Source organism: Streptomyces sp. NBC_01235 (assembly GCF_035989285.1).
Taxonomy (GTDB): domain Bacteria; phylum Actinomycetota; class Actinomycetes; order Streptomycetales; family Streptomycetaceae; genus Streptomyces.
This window is the reverse complement of sequence record NZ_CP108513.1, coordinates 8,071,129-8,087,137: the sequence shown is the minus strand read 5'-3', so window position 1 is coordinate 8,087,137 and position 16,009 is coordinate 8,071,129. Positions and strand designations below refer to the sequence as shown.

15 protein-coding genes are annotated in these 16,009 nt (G+C 70.8%); 9 read left to right on the top strand and 6 right to left on the bottom strand.

Annotated elements, in window-relative coordinates:
• Positions 1-17 precede the first annotated feature (17 nt).
• Complete coding sequence (gene miaB / locus OG289_RS36470; protein WP_327318289.1) at positions 18-1,544, bottom strand: tRNA (N6-isopentenyl adenosine(37)-C2)-methylthiotransferase MiaB; 1,527 nt, start codon at positions 1,542-1,544, stop codon at positions 18-20.
• Between the two features lie 319 nt (positions 1,545-1,863).
• The gene (locus OG289_RS36465; protein WP_327318288.1) at positions 1,864-2,274 is read right to left on the bottom strand and encodes a MazG nucleotide pyrophosphohydrolase domain-containing protein; all 411 of its coding nucleotides are present in this window, start codon (positions 2,272-2,274) and stop codon (positions 1,864-1,866) included.
• Between the two features lie 108 nt (positions 2,275-2,382).
• Here OG289_RS36465 and OG289_RS36460 point away from each other — a divergent pair, with 108 nt between their 5' ends.
• Positions 2,383-3,381, top strand: a complete 999-nt coding sequence (locus OG289_RS36460) for a TAXI family TRAP transporter solute-binding subunit (RefSeq protein WP_327318287.1) — start codon at positions 2,383-2,385, stop codon at positions 3,379-3,381.
• A gap of 54 nt (positions 3,382-3,435) precedes the next feature.
• On the opposite strand, the gene OG289_RS36455 is transcribed toward OG289_RS36460, so the two are convergent.
• Positions 3,436-4,845, bottom strand: coding sequence for a sensor histidine kinase (locus tag OG289_RS36455; RefSeq protein WP_327318286.1), 1,410 nt, complete (start codon positions 4,843-4,845; stop codon positions 3,436-3,438).
• 12 nt (positions 4,846-4,857) lie between these two features.
• A complete protein-coding gene (locus OG289_RS36450) occupies positions 4,858-5,547 on the bottom strand; it encodes a response regulator transcription factor (RefSeq protein WP_327318285.1) in 690 nt (229 codons plus the stop codon).
• A gap of 316 nt (positions 5,548-5,863) precedes the next feature.
• Here OG289_RS36450 and OG289_RS36445 point away from each other — a divergent pair, with 316 nt between their 5' ends.
• The 8 genes from OG289_RS36445 to OG289_RS36415 all read left to right on the top strand — a co-directional run bounded on the left by OG289_RS36445 (position 5,864) and on the right by OG289_RS36415 (position 12,295).
• Entirely contained in the window at positions 5,864-6,640 is a 777-nt protein-coding gene (locus OG289_RS36445) for an amino acid ABC transporter ATP-binding protein (RefSeq protein WP_327318284.1), read from the top strand.
• Positions 6,641-6,693: 53 nt separating this feature from the next.
• A complete protein-coding gene (locus OG289_RS36440; RefSeq protein WP_327318283.1) occupies positions 6,694-7,554 on the top strand; it encodes a glutamate ABC transporter substrate-binding protein in 861 nt (286 codons plus the stop codon).
• Between the two features lie 110 nt (positions 7,555-7,664).
• Positions 7,665-8,330 (top strand): amino acid ABC transporter permease, encoded by a 666-nt coding sequence (locus tag OG289_RS36435; protein WP_327318282.1) that lies wholly within the window; start codon positions 7,665-7,667, stop codon positions 8,328-8,330.
• On the top strand, positions 8,327-9,229 hold the full coding sequence (locus tag OG289_RS36430; protein WP_327318281.1) for an amino acid ABC transporter permease: 903 nt from the start codon (positions 8,327-8,329) through the stop codon (positions 9,227-9,229). The genes OG289_RS36435 and OG289_RS36430 overlap by 4 nt, the downstream gene beginning before the upstream one ends.
• Positions 9,230-9,404: 175 nt before the next feature.
• Positions 9,405-11,027, top strand: coding sequence for an FAD-dependent monooxygenase (locus OG289_RS36425; RefSeq protein ID WP_327320908.1), 1,623 nt, complete (start codon positions 9,405-9,407; stop codon positions 11,025-11,027).
• The gene (locus OG289_RS49810; RefSeq protein ID WP_442819004.1) at positions 11,024-11,245 is read left to right on the top strand and encodes a putative leader peptide; all 222 of its coding nucleotides are present in this window, start codon (positions 11,024-11,026) and stop codon (positions 11,243-11,245) included. The genes OG289_RS36425 and OG289_RS49810 overlap by 4 nt, the downstream gene beginning before the upstream one ends.
• Before the next feature lie 97 nt (positions 11,246-11,342).
• Positions 11,343-11,870 carry a cysteine dioxygenase gene (locus OG289_RS36420; protein WP_327318280.1) on the top strand — a complete coding sequence of 176 codons (528 nt, stop codon included), beginning with the start codon at positions 11,343-11,345 and terminating at the stop codon, positions 11,868-11,870.
• Entirely contained in the window at positions 11,867-12,295 is a 429-nt protein-coding gene (locus tag OG289_RS36415; RefSeq protein WP_327318279.1) for a rhodanese-like domain-containing protein, read from the top strand. Before OG289_RS36420 ends, OG289_RS36415 begins: the two co-directional genes overlap by 4 nt.
• 73 nt (positions 12,296-12,368) lie before the next feature.
• On the opposite strand, the gene OG289_RS36410 is transcribed toward OG289_RS36415, so the two are convergent.
• Together OG289_RS36410 and OG289_RS36405 are read right to left on the bottom strand one after the other, a co-directional pair.
• On the bottom strand, positions 12,369-14,906 hold the full coding sequence (locus OG289_RS36410) for an ABC transporter permease (RefSeq protein ID WP_327318278.1): 2,538 nt from the start codon (positions 14,904-14,906) through the stop codon (positions 12,369-12,371).
• A complete protein-coding gene (locus OG289_RS36405) occupies positions 14,903-15,673 on the bottom strand; it encodes a helix-turn-helix domain-containing protein (protein WP_327318277.1) in 771 nt (256 codons plus the stop codon). The genes OG289_RS36410 and OG289_RS36405 overlap by 4 nt, the downstream gene beginning before the upstream one ends.
• Positions 15,674-16,009: the final 336 nt, after the last annotated feature.

Below are 16,009 nucleotides of genomic sequence, written 5' to 3'. Positions count from 1 at the left end.
GGGGTGTCGCCCGGCCGTCAGTCGCAGCCGCAGCCGCTGCCCGTGGCCACCGGGAGCGGTGCGGGCACGCCGATCTTGGGCAGGCCGAGCAGGACGCCGACCGGCTTCGCCGCCTTCTCCTCGGTGCGCTTCTCCCACGCGTCTCCCGCGCGCGTGCGGCGCACGTCCAGGACGGGGCCCTCGGCGAGGAGGTGGTGCGGGGCGGCGTACGTGATCTCCACGGTGACGACGTCGCCGGGACGCACCTCCCGCTCCGGCTTGGTGAAGTGGACCAGGCGGTTGTCGGGGGCACGGCCGGAGAGGCGGTGGGTGGCGCCGTCCTTGCGGCCCTCGCCCTCGGCCACCATCAGCTCCAGGGTGCGGCCGACCTGCTTCTTGTTCTCCTCCCAGGAGATCTCCTCCTGGAGGGCGACGAGACGCTCGTAGCGCGCCTGGACGACCTCCTTGGGGATCTGGTTCTCCATGGTCGCCGCCGGGGTGCCGGGCCGCTTGGAGTACTGGAACGTGAACGCCTGCGCGAAGCGGGCCTCGCGGACCGCGTGCAGGGTCTGCTCGAAGTCCTCCTCGGTCTCGCCGGGGAAGCCCACGATGATGTCGGTGGTGATCGCCGCGTGCGGAATGGCGGCGCGGACCTTCTCGATGATCCCGAGGTAGCGTTCCTGCCGGTACGACCGGCGCATCGCCTTCAGGACCGTGTCCGAACCCGACTGCAGGGGCATGTGCAGCTGCGGCATCACGTTGGGCGTCTCGGCCATGGCAGCGATGACGTCGTCGGTGAAGTCGCGCGGGTGCGGGGAGGTGAAGCGGACGCGCTCCAGGCCCTCGATCGCGCCGCACGCGCGCAGCAGCTTGCTGAAGGCCTCGCGGTCGCCGATGTCGGAGCCGTAGGCGTTCACGTTCTGGCCGAGCAGGGTGATCTCGGAGACGCCCTCGCCGACCAGCGCCTCGATCTCGGCGAGGATGTCGCCGGTGCGGCGGTCCTTCTCCTTGCCGCGCAGGGCCGGGACGATGCAGAAGGTGCAGGTGTTGTTGCAGCCGACGGAGATCGACACCCAGGCCGCGTAGGCGCTCTCGCGGCGCGTCGGCAGGGTGGAGGGGAAGGCCTCGAGCGACTCGGCGATCTCGACCTGGGCCTCCTCCTGCACGCGCGCGCGTTCCAGCAGGACCGGCAGCTTGCCGATGTTGTGCGTGCCGAAGACGACATCCACCCAGGGCGCCTTCTTCACGATGGTGTCGCGGTCCTTCTGCGCGAGGCAGCCGCCGACCGCGATCTGCATCCCGGGGCGCTTCGTCTTCATCGGCGCGAGCCGGCCGAGGTTGCCGTACAGCCGGTTGTCGGCGTTCTCGCGCACCGCGCAGGTGTTGAAGACGACGACGTCCGCGTCGCCGTCCGACCCCTCGGGGGCGCGCACGTACCCGGCCTCTTCGAGCAGCCCGGACAATCGCTCGGAGTCATGGACGTTCATCTGGCACCCATAAGTGCGGATTTCGTAGCTCTTTGTGTGCACGTCCACCGCGAGGCTCCGGTCGCTGCTGCTGGTCATGGCTCAAGGGTAGGCGCTCCCCGGAGAACGCCCGCCTCCCTTCCTTTCCGAGGACGGCACCGCTCCCGTCGCCGTTGGTCACCGGCCCGTCACAGCAGGGCACGGCGGCACAGCCGTAGCACGGTCACCGGCACCGCGCCGGCACCGGCTGGTGTTCGACGCCGACTGTTCGCGGCCGTGCCGGAGGTCTCGATCTGAGCGGCACGCTGCGGACGACGGCCTCGGTGCGCCCGTGTACCAGCGGGACGTCCCGCTGAGCGCGCTGCACCGGAAAGGGGAGCCGGTGGGCGGCGGGACGTCGTAACGGGCCGCCCCGGCTTCAGGCCGCGCCGCCGGGTATCCAGCCCTGGCGGCGCAGCACCGCGGACACGTCCGGCGCCTCGTAGTGCTCCCCCTTGAGAACCTTGCCGTCGGCCCGGCGTGCGACCTGGCCGTCGGGGCCCAGCTTGGTCATGTTGGACCGGTGGATCTCGGCGAGCACCGCGTCGAGGTCGATCCCGTGCACCAGAGCCGTGCCGTACGCGACGTAGACGACGTCGGCCAGCTCGTGCGCGAGCCGGTCCAGCGGGCCGCTCACCGACACCTCGGCGACCTCCGCGGCCTCCTCGGCGAGCAGCTCCCCACGGTGCGCGGCAAGGCGCGGGGACACCTCCGTCGGCGTACTGCGGGTGTCGAGCCCGAAGGCACGGTGGAACTCACGGACCAGGTCGGCGGGCGAGGAAGAACTCATGCACCGACTGTAACGACGGCCACTGACACTCCCCTCCGGCCCGTCCGCAACCGGCCCGGAAAGCCCCGCCCTGGCCAGCACCGCGTGCCGACTGGCAGGATCGCGCCCATGTCCAAGGTGTTCTCCCGTGTCGGCAGGCGCCGTGCCCTACAGGGCACGGCCGTCGGTGCCGTCCTCCTCGGGCTGCTGCTGTGGTGGCTCCAGCCGCTCGGCGAGGAGCCGCCGCACGGGTCGATCACCTTCAGCACGGGCACGACGAGCGGCGTCTACTATGAGTACGGCAGCCGGCTGCGCGCCGAGCTCGCCAAGGACATGCCCGACCTGAACGTGACGCTGTCGACCAGCAACGGATCGCAGGAGAACGTCGCGCGCGTGGCGACCGGCGAGGCCGACTTCACCATCGCCGCGGCCGACGCGGTGGAGACGTACGAGCGGCAGCACCCCGGCTCGGCGGCCCGGCTGCGCGGGGTGGCCCGTCTGTACGACGACTACGTCCAGCTCGTCGTGCCGCGCGACTCGGACATCCGGTCCGTCGCGGATCTGCGGGGCCGAACCGTGGCGACGGGGCTCCCCCGCTCGGGTGTGCGACTGATCGCCGAGCGGGTGCTCACGGCAGCGGGCCTGGACCCGGCGAAGGACATCAAGGCCGTGTCGGAGGGCATCGACACCGGCCCCCAACAGCTGAAACAGGGCAAGATCGCCGCGTTCTTCTGGTCCGGCGGGGTGCCGACGGCCGGGCTGGAGAAGCTGGCAGACACGTTCACCTTCCGGTTCGTGCCGATCAGCCCCGGGCTCGTCGCCAAAATGCACGACCAGGACGACTCCACCAGCTACTACCGGGCCACGAACATGCCCGAGTCGGCCTACCCCACCATCCAGAACGGCTCCACGGTGGCGACGATCGCGGTGTCCAACCTGCTGATGACCCGTACGGACATGGATCCCCGGCTCACCGAGTGGCTGACCCGGACCGTGATCAAGAGCCGGGACGGCATCGGCGCGCACGTGCACTCCGCCCAGTTGGTCGACCTGCGCACGGCCATCTACACCGACCCGCTCAAGCTCCACGAGGGCGCCCGCCGCTACTACCGCTCGGTCAAGCCGTAGGCACCTCCGTGCCGCCCCTCCGTGCCGTAGGCCCCCTCGACCGCAGGCCCCTCGCTACGTCGCCGGCGACCTCGGCACCGACACCGTCGCCGTCAGCCCACTGGGCTTGTGGTGGTCGTAGGAGAGGGCGCCGCCGCCCGCCGCGAGCAGGGCCTTTGAGATGGACAGGCCCAGGCCCGAGCCCCTGACGTTCTGGTGGCGGCCGCTGCGCCAGAAACGGTCGCCCACGCGCGTGAGCTCCTCGTCGGTCAGCCCTGGCCCGTTGTCGGTGACGACGACGGTCGAGGTCTCGCCGTCGGCGGCGACCGTGACCTCGACGCTCTTCCCCTCGGGGGTGAACTTCACCGCGTTGTCGATCACGGCATCCAGAGCGCTGGACAGCGTCACCGGGTCGGCCCACGCCGTGGTGGCCGGGCAGTCGCCCACCAGTCGGACGCCCTTGGCCTCGGCCGTGGGCGCCCAGGCGGCGACGCGCTCGGCGGCCAGCGCGCCGATGTCGGTGACCCGCAGGTCGGCCTCGGCGTGCTCGGCGAGCGCCAGGTCGAGCAGGTCGTCCAGGACCTGGGCCAGGCGCTTGCCCTCGCTCTGGACGGAGGCGATCTCCTCGTTGCCCTCCGGGAGTTCGTAGCCCAGCAGTTCGATGCGCAGCAGCAGGGCGGCGAGCGGGTTGCGAAGTTGGTGCGAGGCGTCGGCGACGAAGGCGCGCTGCTGCTCCAGCACGTCCTCGACGTTGTCCGCCATCTCGTTGAACGATCCGGCCAGCCGCCGGAGTTCCGGCGGTCCGCCGGCCACCGCTACCCGGGACTTCAGACGGCCGCTGGCGATCGCGTGGGTGGTGGCGTCCAGCACGCGGACGGGCTTGAGCACCCAGCCGGTCAGACGCAGGGCGGCGCCGATGGCCAGCAGCATCGCGGCGACCTCGCCCGCGCCGACGACCAGCCAACCGTGCAGGATCCGGGACCGCATGGCCCCGGTGGGCGAGTCGGTGACGACGACCGCGACGACGTCACCGTCCCGGATGACCGGCGACGCCACGACGAGCCGGCTGCGCTGCCACGGCCACACCTGCTGGGGGTCGTGGCTGCGACGGCTGAGCAGCGCCTCCTCGAAGGCTTCCCGTACCTCACCCGTTTCCGGGAGGTACCAGTCCCTCGGAGCATGAGCCATGGGGGTGTCGGTGCCGTAGAAGACACCGGCACGAACGCCGTACACGTCGTAGTAGCTGGCGAGTTCCCGGCCGAGCGTCTCGCGTCGCTCGTTCGTGGGCGTCACCGCGGAGTCGCTCGTACCCGACGAGGCGGTGACGAACTGGGCGAGCGCAGCAAAGCGCGCGGTGTCGTCGATGCGGTCGACGACCACCTTCTGCTGCTGGGCGCCCGCCACACTGGCGGCCAGTGGCACCCCGAGGGCCAGCAGCACGGCCGCCATCAGGACGATGAGCAGAGGCAGGAGACGGGTACGCAACCGCGGTCCCCGCTACGCGGCCGGAGCGACGAGCCGGTAACCGACGCCGCGCACGGTCTCGATCAGCGCGGGCATGCGCAGCTTGGCGCGCAGGGAGGCCACATGCACCTCCAGGGTGCGTCCCGTGCCCTCCCAACTGGTGCGCCACACCTCGCTGATGATCTGCTCCCGGCGGAAGACCACACCGGGGCGCTGGGCGAGCAGTGCCAGGAGGTCGAACTCCTTGCGGGTCAGTTGGACAACCGAACCGTCCACCGTGACGCGTCGCGTGGGCAGCTCGATCTGCACGGGGCCCAGACGCAGCGCGTCCTCGCCGGCCGATGCCAGGTCCTCGTGGACGGGGGTGCGGCGGCTGACTGCGTGGATACGGGCGAGCAGTTCCCCGGTGTCGTAGGGCTTCACCACGTAGTCGTCGGCGCCCAGGTTGAGGCCGTGGATGCGGGAGCGTACGTCGGAGCGGGCGGTCACCATGATCACCGGGGTGGCGGTGCGCTTGCGGATCTTGCCGCAGACCTCGTACCCGTCCTGGTCGGGCAGGCCCAGGTCGAGCAGCACGACCCCGAAGCCGGGCCCCTCCGGCACGAGCGCCTGCAGCGCTTCCTCGCCGCTACGCGCGTGGGTGACGTCGAAACCGTGCCGCTTCAGGACCGCGGACAGGGCGGCGGCGACGTGGTTGTCGTCCTCGACGAGCAGCAGTCTCATCCCGTCCTCCTTCGGTTCATCGGGCATACGGTCTGACTCACAACTACGGGCGTACGGTTCTCGTAAGCGAAAAAAACGCGGGCACACGCGTGTGTGCATCATGGCAGTCACGCTGATGGACGAGGACGCAGTCAAGAGGGTTCCGGTTGCACGCGGCTTCCGTTATCCGGCCGATACGGGCGCAGGTCACAAGTGCTACGACACGTGTCCGATTGCTATCGGATCGTGATGCTCAGATTCCCCTCAGATGTAATGACGCTGGTCGCAGGTGGTCACTACTGTCCTCCGAAACCGAGGAGGACGGAGCCCCAGAGCGATGACCGAAGTATCGGTGACCAAGGAAGACGCGGTACCGAGCGGTGACCTGGTCGTCCTGAAGAGCGTCAACAAGCACTTCGGCGCGTTGCACGTTCTCCAGGACATCGACCTGACGATCACCCGCGGAGAGGTCGTCGTGGTCATCGGCCCCTCCGGGTCCGGGAAGTCGACCCTGTGCCGCACCATCAACCGTCTGGAGACGATCGACGAGGGCACGATCACGATCGACGGCAAGCCACTGCCCCAGGAGGGCAAGGCGCTGGCCCGGCTGCGCGCCGACGTCGGCATGGTCTTCCAGTCGTTCAACCTGTTCGCGCACAAGACCGTGCTCGAGAACGTGATGCTCGGCCAGATCAAGGTCCGCAAGGCCGACAAGAAGAAGGCCGAGGACAACGCCCGCGCCCTCCTGGACCGGGTCGGCGTGGGCACCCAGGCCGACAAGTACCCCGCACAGCTGTCGGGCGGCCAGCAGCAGCGCGTCGCCATCGCGCGGGCGCTGGCGATGGACCCGAAGGTCATGCTCTTCGACGAGCCGACTTCGGCGCTGGACCCCGAGATGATCAACGAGGTCCTCGAAGTCATGCAGCAGCTGGCCCGGGACGGCATGACCATGATCGTCGTCACCCATGAGATGGGTTTCGCACGATCGGCTGCAAACCGCGTGGTGTTCATGGCGGACGGGCGCATCGTCGAAGAGGCTGCGCCCGACCAGTTCTTCAGCAATCCGCGCAGCGACCGTGCCAAGGACTTCCTGTCGAAGATCCTTCACCACTGACTGGAACTCAGCACCGCTCGCAGTACTTCACCACTCTTCTAAGGAAGTTCCCCATGAAGCTTCGCAAGGTCACCGCCGCCTCGGCCGCCGTCCTCGTCCTCGCCCTGACCGCCACCGCGTGCGGCGGTGACAACAAGGACGACAGCGGCAGCAGCAGCGCCAGCGCCGGCGGCGGCGGAAAGATCAAGGTCGGCATCAAGTACGACCAGCCCGGTCTCGGCCTGAAGAAGCCCGACGGGTCGTTCGCCGGCTTCGACGTGGACGTCGCCACCTACGTCGCCAAGCAGCTCGGCTACGAGCCGAACCAGATCGAGTTCGTCGAGACCAAGAGCGCCGACCGCGAGAACGCCCTCGCGCGCGGTGACGTGAAGTTCATCGCGGCCACCTACTCGATCAACGACAAGCGCAAGGCGAAGGTCGACTTCGCCGGCCCGTACCTGCTGGCCCACCAGGACCTGCTGCTCAAGTCGGACTCGAAGATCAGCAAGGCCGAGGACCTCAACGGCAAGAAACTGTGTTCCGTGACCGGCTCGACCTCGGCGCAGAACATCCATGACACGATCGCCCCGAAGGCGAACCTGAAGGAGCTGAGCTCCTACTCGGAGTGCATCGCCGGCCTGCAGAGCGGCGCCGTGGACGCGGTCACCACCGACGACTCGATCCTCGCCGGCTTCGCCTCGCAGGACCAGTACAAGGGCAAGTTCAAGCTCGCGGGCCTGAAGCTCAGCAACGAGAACTACGGCATCGGCGTCAAGAAGGGCGACACCGCGACCGTGGACAAGATCAACAAGGCGCTGGAGACGATGGTCAGCGACGGCTCCTGGCAGAAGGCGGTCGAGGCCAACTTCGGCCCGGCGGGCTACAAGAACGAGCCGGCCCCGAAGATCGGCGTCATCGTCCCGAACGCCTCGTAAGCAGCGTCCAGCCAAGCGGGGTTCCTGCGGTGCGCCGCCGTCCGTCGCGATCACGGCGGCGGCGCGCCCCGCCCTCCTCATACGCCACCCACCCGGAAGCGCGGGAGATCGTGTTCGACTTTCTTGAAGGTTACGACGTCCTAGGGGCGTTCTGGATGACGGTGAAGCTCACCGCCCTCTCCGCCGTGGGCTCCCTGATCTGGGGCACCCTGCTGGCCGCGATGCGGGTCAGCCCGGTCCCGCTGATGCGCGGCTTCGGCACCGCCTACGTCAACATCGTCCGGAACATTCCCCTGACGGTCATCATCCTCTTCAGCTCGCTGGGCCTCGCCGACGTCTTCGGCATGACCCTGGGCGCCGAGGACTTCGACGTCCAGGGCTTCCGGCTCGCCGTGCTCGGTCTGGTCGCCTACACCGCGGCCTTCGTGTGCGAGGCGATCCGTTCCGGCATCAACACGGTGCCCTTGGGACAGGCGGAGGCGGCCCGGGCCATCGGGCTGAGCTTCAGCCAGACCCTCACGCTCATCGTCCTGCCGCAGGCCTTCCGCTCGGTCATCGGACCGCTGGCCAACGTCCTGATCGCACTGACCAAGAACACCACGGTGGCGGCCGCCATCGGCGTCGCCGAGGCCGCCTACCTGATGAAGACGATGATCGAGAACGAGGCGCAGACGCTGCTCATCGGCGCGGTCTTCGCGTTCGGGTTCGTGGTACTGACCCTGCCGACCGGCCTCATCCTGGGCTGGCTCAGCAAGCGACTGGCGGTGAAGCGATGAGCTCGGTCCTCTACGACACTCCCGGCCCCCGCGCCAGGCGGCGCAACGTCATCTTCTCGGTCGTCTTCTTCGTCCTCCTCGCCCTGTTCGCGTGGTGGGTGTGGCAGAAGATGGACGAGAAGAACCAGCTCACCTCCGCCCTGTGGAAGCCGTTCACCGAGTCCGAGGCCTGGACGACGTATCTGCTCCCCGGCCTCGCCAACACGCTGAAGGCCGCGGCCCTCTCCATGGTGATCGCCCTTCCGCTGGGCGCGGTCTTCGGTATCTCACGCCTGTCCGACCACCGGTGGGTGCGGGCTGTGGCCGGCACGGTGGTCGAGTTCTTCCGGTCGATCCCGGTGCTGCTGCTGATGCTGTTCGCCAACGAGTTCTACGCCCGTTCCACGGACGTCACCAGCGACGACCGGCCGTTCTACGCCGTCGTCACCGGCTTGGTGCTCTACAACGCCTCGGTCCTCGCCGAGGTCGTCCGGGCCGGCATCCTCTCCCTGCCCAAGGGCCAGACGGAGGCGGCGTACGCGATCGGCCTGCGCAAGGGCCAGACGATGAACAGCATCCTGCTCCCGCAGGCGGTCACGGCGATGCTCCCGGCGATCGTCAGCCAGCTCGTGGTCATCGTGAAGGACACGGCGCTGGGCGGTGTGATGATCGGCTTCACCGAGCTGCTCAACTCGCGCGGCACCCTCGCGGCCAACTACGCCAACGTCATCCCGAGCTTCATCGTGGTCGCGGCCATGTTCATCCTGCTGAACTTCATCCTCACCAGCTTCGCGAGCTGGCTGGAGCGCCGTCTGCGGCGCAGCAAGCGCAGCACGGGCGCGGTCCTCGGCGTCGAGAAGGTCGACGACCTGAACGCGGCCGAGATCGGCGGCGGCTTCGGGAGCGGCGCGTCCGCCTGACGCTCGCTCATGTGGTGTGACCTGTACGGAGGCAGTGGCGTGCGCGCCGCTGCCTCCGTCACTTGACGCAAGCAGCGGCAATGGGTTGCATACGTTCTGTGATCGTGCACCCTGCTCCTACCTCTTGTTCACTTACGTCCCTGAGGACACCGTCGCGGGCAGGGGGCGCCACGCCGTGGACCCGGTGATCATCGTCGGAGCGGGGCCGGTGGGGCTCACGCTCGCCCTGGCACTGGCGCGCCAGCAGGTGCCGTCCGTGGTCCTCGACGAGGGCCCCGGCAAGGACGAACCGCGGCTCGCGCGCACCGTCGTCCTGCGCGAGGACACCGCCGCACTGATGGAGCGGCTGACCGGGGCGCCCCTCGACGAGGCCGGGATGCACTGGGCCGGATGGCGGTCTGTGCGGCGCAAGCAGGTGACTCGCGAGATCACCTTCGACGACGCGACCGACCCCGCCCCCCTGCACATCGCCCAGCACGTGCTCACGAGTGCCCTGCGCGCCGCCCTCGCGGGCGAGCGGCTGGTGAAGATCGCCGTGGACAGCCGTCTGGACACCATCGAGCAGGAACCTTCCGGTGTCACGGCGCACACCCGCGGCCCCAAGGGCACCTGGTGGCGCGGCAGCCATTTGGTCGGCTGCGACGGCCCGCGCTCCACGGTCCGCAAACTCCTCGACATCCGCTTCCCCGGCCGCACGGCGGTGGAACGACACGCCGTGGCCGCGCTGCGCACGGAACTTCCGTGGGCCGACGAGGCGTTGCTCCATCGGACGCCCCCGTGGCGGACGTCCGGCCCCTCCGCGGGGGAGATCACCGGTCGCCCCCTGCCGGACGGCGTCTGGCGCCTGGACTGGCTACTGCCGCCCGGCAAGGACCTCGTCACCCCCGAACTGCTCGTGGCCCGCGTCCGCGAGACCCTGGCGGGCTGGAACGAGGGCTCCACACCCGCGTACGAACTGCTCGACACCGGCGTCCACACCGTGCACCACCGGCTGGCCCGGCGCTGGCGCGTGGGGCGCGTCTTCCTCGCCGGGGACGCCGCCCACCTGCTCGGCGCACTCGGCACCCAGGGCCTCGACGAGGGCCTGCGGGACGCCGACAACCTCGCCTGGAAGCTGGCGCTGGCCTGGCACCACGGGCCGCACGAGGCACTGCTCGACAGCTACCAGGCGGAGCGGCGCGCGGTCGTCGCGGCCCGGCTGCGCGCCGCCGACCAGGCGCTGCCGCTGCTGCGCGGCGGCGCGGGCATAAGGGCGTACGTCCCCGGCGCGGCCCGCGGCCACGACGTGCTGCTCACCGACGGCCACCTGGGGCGCGGCCCGCTGGGCGCGCCGGGCACGTACGACGGCTCCCCGCTCGCCCCCCGGCACCTGGAGGCAGAGGTTCCGGTGGACACGCCGCCCGGCGCGCCGGTCGAGGACGTGCGCGTGACGGCGGAGGACGGCTCGTTCGTACGACTGCGGGACCGGCTCGGCCGGGGCGCGCTGCTCGTCCTGCTGATCGCGCCGGGCACGGGCGTGTGGGAGCGCAGGCACTGGGTGAGCGCCGGAATCATGCCCCGGCTCGCCGCCGCGGTGACAGCCCTGCCCAGCCCGGCCGAGCTGCTGGTGGCCGAGGGCTACCCGGGCGCGGCCGCCCACACCGTCCTGCTGATCCGGCCCGACGGCCATCTGGTCACCGCGCTCAACGGGGTGCGCGCGGCCGACCTGTACGCGGCGGCGGAGGCGGCGGTGGGCGGGCCGATGGGAGCGCAGGAAGCGTCCGCGGCCGGGGCCACGGCGGGCTCCGCAGCCAAGTGACGGCGCGGCGCCCGCCCGCCGTCACCCGTCACTCCCAGGTAAACAGACGCACGGCCTACCGACTGTCACTGTGCGGTCCACATGGTGACAGTCAGTTGACCCGGTTGCACCGGCGTGGTGTACTCCGCACCGTGACCGACACCGATGTGCGCCTGTGGCGGAGGGTCCATATGGACCTCGTCCGCTATGCGGGCTGCGTGTGTCGCCCGTCCTGCTGAATTCGCATCCCCCCTTTTCCACCGGCGCGCGCCGGCATGCGCACCTGCGCTCGCGCATGCCGGCGCGCTCTCCGCGAAGATTCTCAGGACGGTGTCCATGTCTGTCTCTCCCTCCCTGTCCACCGCCGTCGCCGCGCCCACGCAGGCGGACCTCCTCGACTTCGTCCGCCGCACGGCCGCCGACGCCGAGCTGATCTCCTCGCTCCCCCTCGACCCGGAGGGCCGCACCTGGGTGCGCCTGGAGGGTCCCGGCGGCAGCGAGGCCTGGCTGATCGGCTGGCCGCCCGGCACCGGCACCGGCTGGCACGACCACGCCGACTCGGTGGGGGCCTTCCTGACCGCGCAGGGCGAGCTGAAGGAGCACTCACTCACCGCGCGGCTGCCCACCGACGGCTGGAAGACCCTGGAGCTGACGGCCGGCATCGACCGCAGGCGCACGCTGCCGGCCGGCCGGGGCCGCTCCTTCGGACGTCACCACGTTCACGAAGTGCTCAACGAGTCCACCGAGGACCACGCCATCTCCGTCCACGCCTACTACCCGCCGCTGCCGCGCATCCGCCGCTACAGCCGTACGGGACAGGTGCTGCGCCTCGAGCAGGTCGAGCGGCCGCAGGACTGGCAGTGAGCGGCGCGAGCACACCCCGGGAGGGGCAACCGGGCGGCGAACGGCCACCCGGGATCGACGAGCTGCTCGAGCGGGTCCGCGCAGGGTACGCGCGCGTGGAGGCTCGGGAGGCGTACGAGGCCGCCCGCGTGGGGGAGGCGCTGCTCGTCGACATCCGGTACGCGGCCCTGCGCGAGCGGGACGGTCTGATCCCCGGCGCCCTGGTCGTCGAGCGCAACGAGCTGGAGTGGAGGCTGGACCCCCAGGGCAGTCATCGCCTCCCCGAGGCCACGAGCCACGAGGTACGGGTTGTCGTGATCTGCAACGAGGGCTACGCGTCGAGCCTGGCCGCCGCGTCCCTGCACCAACTGGGACTGCATCGGACCACCGACCTGGTCGGCGGCTTCCAGGCGTGGAAGGCGGCGGGACTCCCGGTGACGTCGTAGCCAGGACGTAGCACGCGGCCCTGCGCCCTCGAGGTCTCACCAGCGGGTGCGGAGAGCGCAGGCGGCGGAAGCGTCACTCCTTGGCCGTCGCCACCGTCACCGCGCGGACCCTGAGCGCCACGCGTCCCGGCAGGGCGGTGGCGACGAGCGCGAGGAGCCCGGCTGCGGCGACCACCGTGGCGTACACGAGCGGTACGACCGCCGGGGCCGCCCGCCCTGTCATGCCGACGCTGAACGCGGTCAGGACGGCCAGAGCGACGGCGCTGCCGAGGGCGACGGCGAGGAGAAGCACCGACAGGGCCTCGGTACGCAGCATGCGCAGCACCTGACGACGGGTCGCCCCCGCGAGGCGCAGCAGCGCGAACTCCCGGACGCGTTCGGAGACCGACATGGCGAGCGTGTTGACCACGGCGATCGCCGTGAACGCCAGGACGAGTCCCATGGCCAGGAAGTTGACCTCGGCGTTCGCCTGCTGCCGCTCGGCCTGCAGCGAGTCGGCCGTGGCCGGAGAAATCACCGCGAGTCCCGGGAACTCACGCAGCGTAGTCACGAGTTGTGTCTGTGTACGGGCCGTGCTGACGAGGAGGGAGGAGGAGAGCGGGTTGTCGACGTGGCGGGCGACCAGGTCGTGCGCGAAGGTGAGGTCTCCGAAGCCGAGGCCCCTGGCGTAGACGGCGGCGACGGTGAGCATGGCGGGTGTGCCGTCACCGAGCGTGAGCTTCAGAGGGCTGCCAGGCGTCAAGTGGAGCTGGTCCGCGGCCAGTTCGCTGACGGCCACGGTGTCCTCGGCGAGTTCGCCGAGGGAGCCGGCGGTGACATCGGGGTCCCAGGTGCGGGTGATGCCGGCCGGAGTGACGCCCTGGGCCGCGTACTTGTCGAGGCCGACCCGGACAGTCGTACGGACCACCTCGGTGACGACGTCGTCCTGCGTACGGAGTTGTCGTGCCGCGTCGCCCGGGACGCCGGGGCCGTGGGAGGCGACGACCCAGTCGGCGCGGACGCCCTCGCGGGCCTGGGCGCGGGCCGCGTCGCCGAGGGTGGGCTGCACGAACAGCACCGTGCAGGTCATGCCGATGAGCAGAGTGAGAGGGGTGACGACGGAGGCCATACGGACGGCGTTGCCGCGGAGGTTGGCGGTGGCGAGCCTGCCGCCGGGACCGGTCAGGCGCAGCGGACCGGCCAGGAGAAGCGCGGCCGCCTTGACCAGGAGCGGCCCGAGAAGGGCGACGGAGGTGGACAGCACGACGACGGCGAGGAAGGTCACGGGCGTCGAGGCGGGCTCGGTCCGCAGGACGCTGAGCAGGGCGACCAGGACGCCACCACCGGCAAGCAGCAGCAGACCTGCGAGGAGACGCCCCCAGGCGGGCCTGGCGCGTTCGGTCCGGGCCTCTGCGAGCGCCTCGGCCGGGCGGATCCGGGCCACCCGGCGGGAGGCGACCCGCGCCGCGGCCCAGGCTCCGATCAGGGTCGCGGCGACGGCGGCGAGCGGCGGGAGGACGCTCACGGCGTGCTGGAGCGTGGCGGGCACGGCGCCCAGGGCGACGAACCTGCCGTGCAGCCACGCCCCCAGGGGAAGCCCCAGGAGCGCTCCGGCCGTGCCCGCGGCCAGCGCGACGATCAGGGCCTCGCGCCCGAGGAGCCTGCGGACCTGTCCGGAGGTGGCGGCGATGGCACGCAGCAGGGCGAGTTCGCGTTCGCGCTGCTGGACGGAGAGCGCGAAGGTTCCGACGACCACGAGGACCGCCACGAGCAGCGAGGTCCCGCCCATCGCTCCGCCCATGCTGACCAGCTTGGTGCGGACCGCGGCGGCGTCCAGGAATTCGACGGGCCCTCGGTCATCACCGGCGCTGACCTGCGCGCCGGTGCCGTGCAGCGCCGTGGCCACGGCCTCCCGGAGCCGACCCGGCCCGGTGCCCGCCTTCGGCAGCACGCCGATCGCGGAGACCTGCCCGGGGTGTGCGGCGAGCCGACGGGCCTCGGCGCTGGAGAAGAAGAGTGCCGTCTGGTGGCGTACGGCGGTGGCGGAGGCCGCGATGCCGGAGACGCGGTAGGTACGCGGGGCCTGCGTCGACTGGACGGTGAGCCGGTCGCCCGGCGCGAGGCGGGCGCGTGCGGCGAGGTCGCCGTCGACGACGACATCGGTGGCGGCTGCGGGAGCCGTCCCCGCGGTGAGCCGGTACGGCGTCAGTACGGCGGACTCCCAGGCGTGCCCGTAGGCGGGTCTGCCGTCGGCGCCCGGGGTGCCGTCGGGTGTCAACGGTTCGGCGAGGAAGGTGAGTTCGGGGATCACTCGAGCCACGCCGGGTGCGGCGACGAGCCTGCGCTCCAGGTCGGCCGGGAGCCAGGCACGCTCGGCGATGGGCTTGGCCTTGTGCTTGACCTTCGTCTTGCCCTTCTTGTGCTTGACGGTGGTCTGGTGAACGTTCTGGTCGGCGGAGACCACGACCGGGGCGGCGGCATAGCGCTCGGTACGGACGGTGCCCCGCAACCCCGTCTCCAGGAGGGTGCCGCACGCGGTGATCAGGGCGGCCGCGCACAACAGCGCGAGGAAGGCACCCAAGAAGCCTGCCTTGCGGGCACGGACGGTCTTCAGGGCGTAGCGCAGCATCATGAGGGATCGGTCTCTCTTCTGTTGCGTGGGTGGCCTGCGGGGTCGTGGTCCTGCGCTGGTCCGGCGGCGGAGGCAGGGGTGGGTGCAGAGGCTGGAGTGGGGGTGGGTGCCGGTGCCGGTGTCGGTGCCGGTGCGGGGAAGGCCAGGAAGCGGGTGAGCAAGGTGCGTGCGCCCGGTGGGGTCTCGGAGTCGGGTCGCTTGTAGCGGTTGAGGAGGGCGATGTACTCCTCGAAGAACTCACGGAGTTCGGGCAGGGTGAGCCGGATGGTGCCGCGTGAGTAGGGGAACGCGTCCGCCCACGGGTCACCGTCGTCCGCGTCCCGCTGGAGCCGCTCGAAGAGGTCCAGGTCCGCTGCGTAGGCATGGTGGTTCAACTCGTCCATCACATGCCGCAGTTCGGGACTCTGGCGGCTGCGCGGCGGAAACCGGCGGTCGCCGGGGACCGCCCGCCACCAGCGCTCCCGATGCGCGGACAGCTCCGCGCGCCCGACCTCGGCCGTCTCCTCGACGAAGCCGTACCTGGCCAGCTCGCGCAGGTGGTAGCTGGTGGCTCCGGTGTTCAGGCCGAGGGCTCGGGCGAGGGTCGCCGAGGTGGCCGGGCCGTGCAGGGTGAGGTGTTCGAGCATGCGCTGACGGCGTGGCTGGGCGAGCGCCCTGAGCGCGGCGAGGTCGCCGAGCTCAATGGGGGACGCGGGCGGGTTCTTCGCCTCTGGCGGCTCCTCGGGTTCCACCTCTGAGGGCTCGTCGGCACCGGGTTCCTGGGACATGCGTACACAGTCGCCTGTGCACAGATGCCTGTGCACTGCGGTGGTCCGGCGTCCTCAGCGGGGGGTTATCCCCACCCCGCGGCCGAGAGATCGGCGGGACACGGCGAACGTGGTGTCGTCGACTTGGGCCGCACCGGTCGGCAGGCAGGCAGGCCCAGTGCGGCAACCAGCGCGCCCACCGAGAGGGCATGGCTCGTCGAGGGCCGGCCGTCGGAGGACAGGCACCGTCCTGGATGAGGACGCACACCGTCCTGGATGGTGGAGGCCGGCCAAAGAGAAAGGGGCGGTGGGCCGCCGCTACCGCCGACTCCCCCGCCCGGCCCTGGACACGATCGG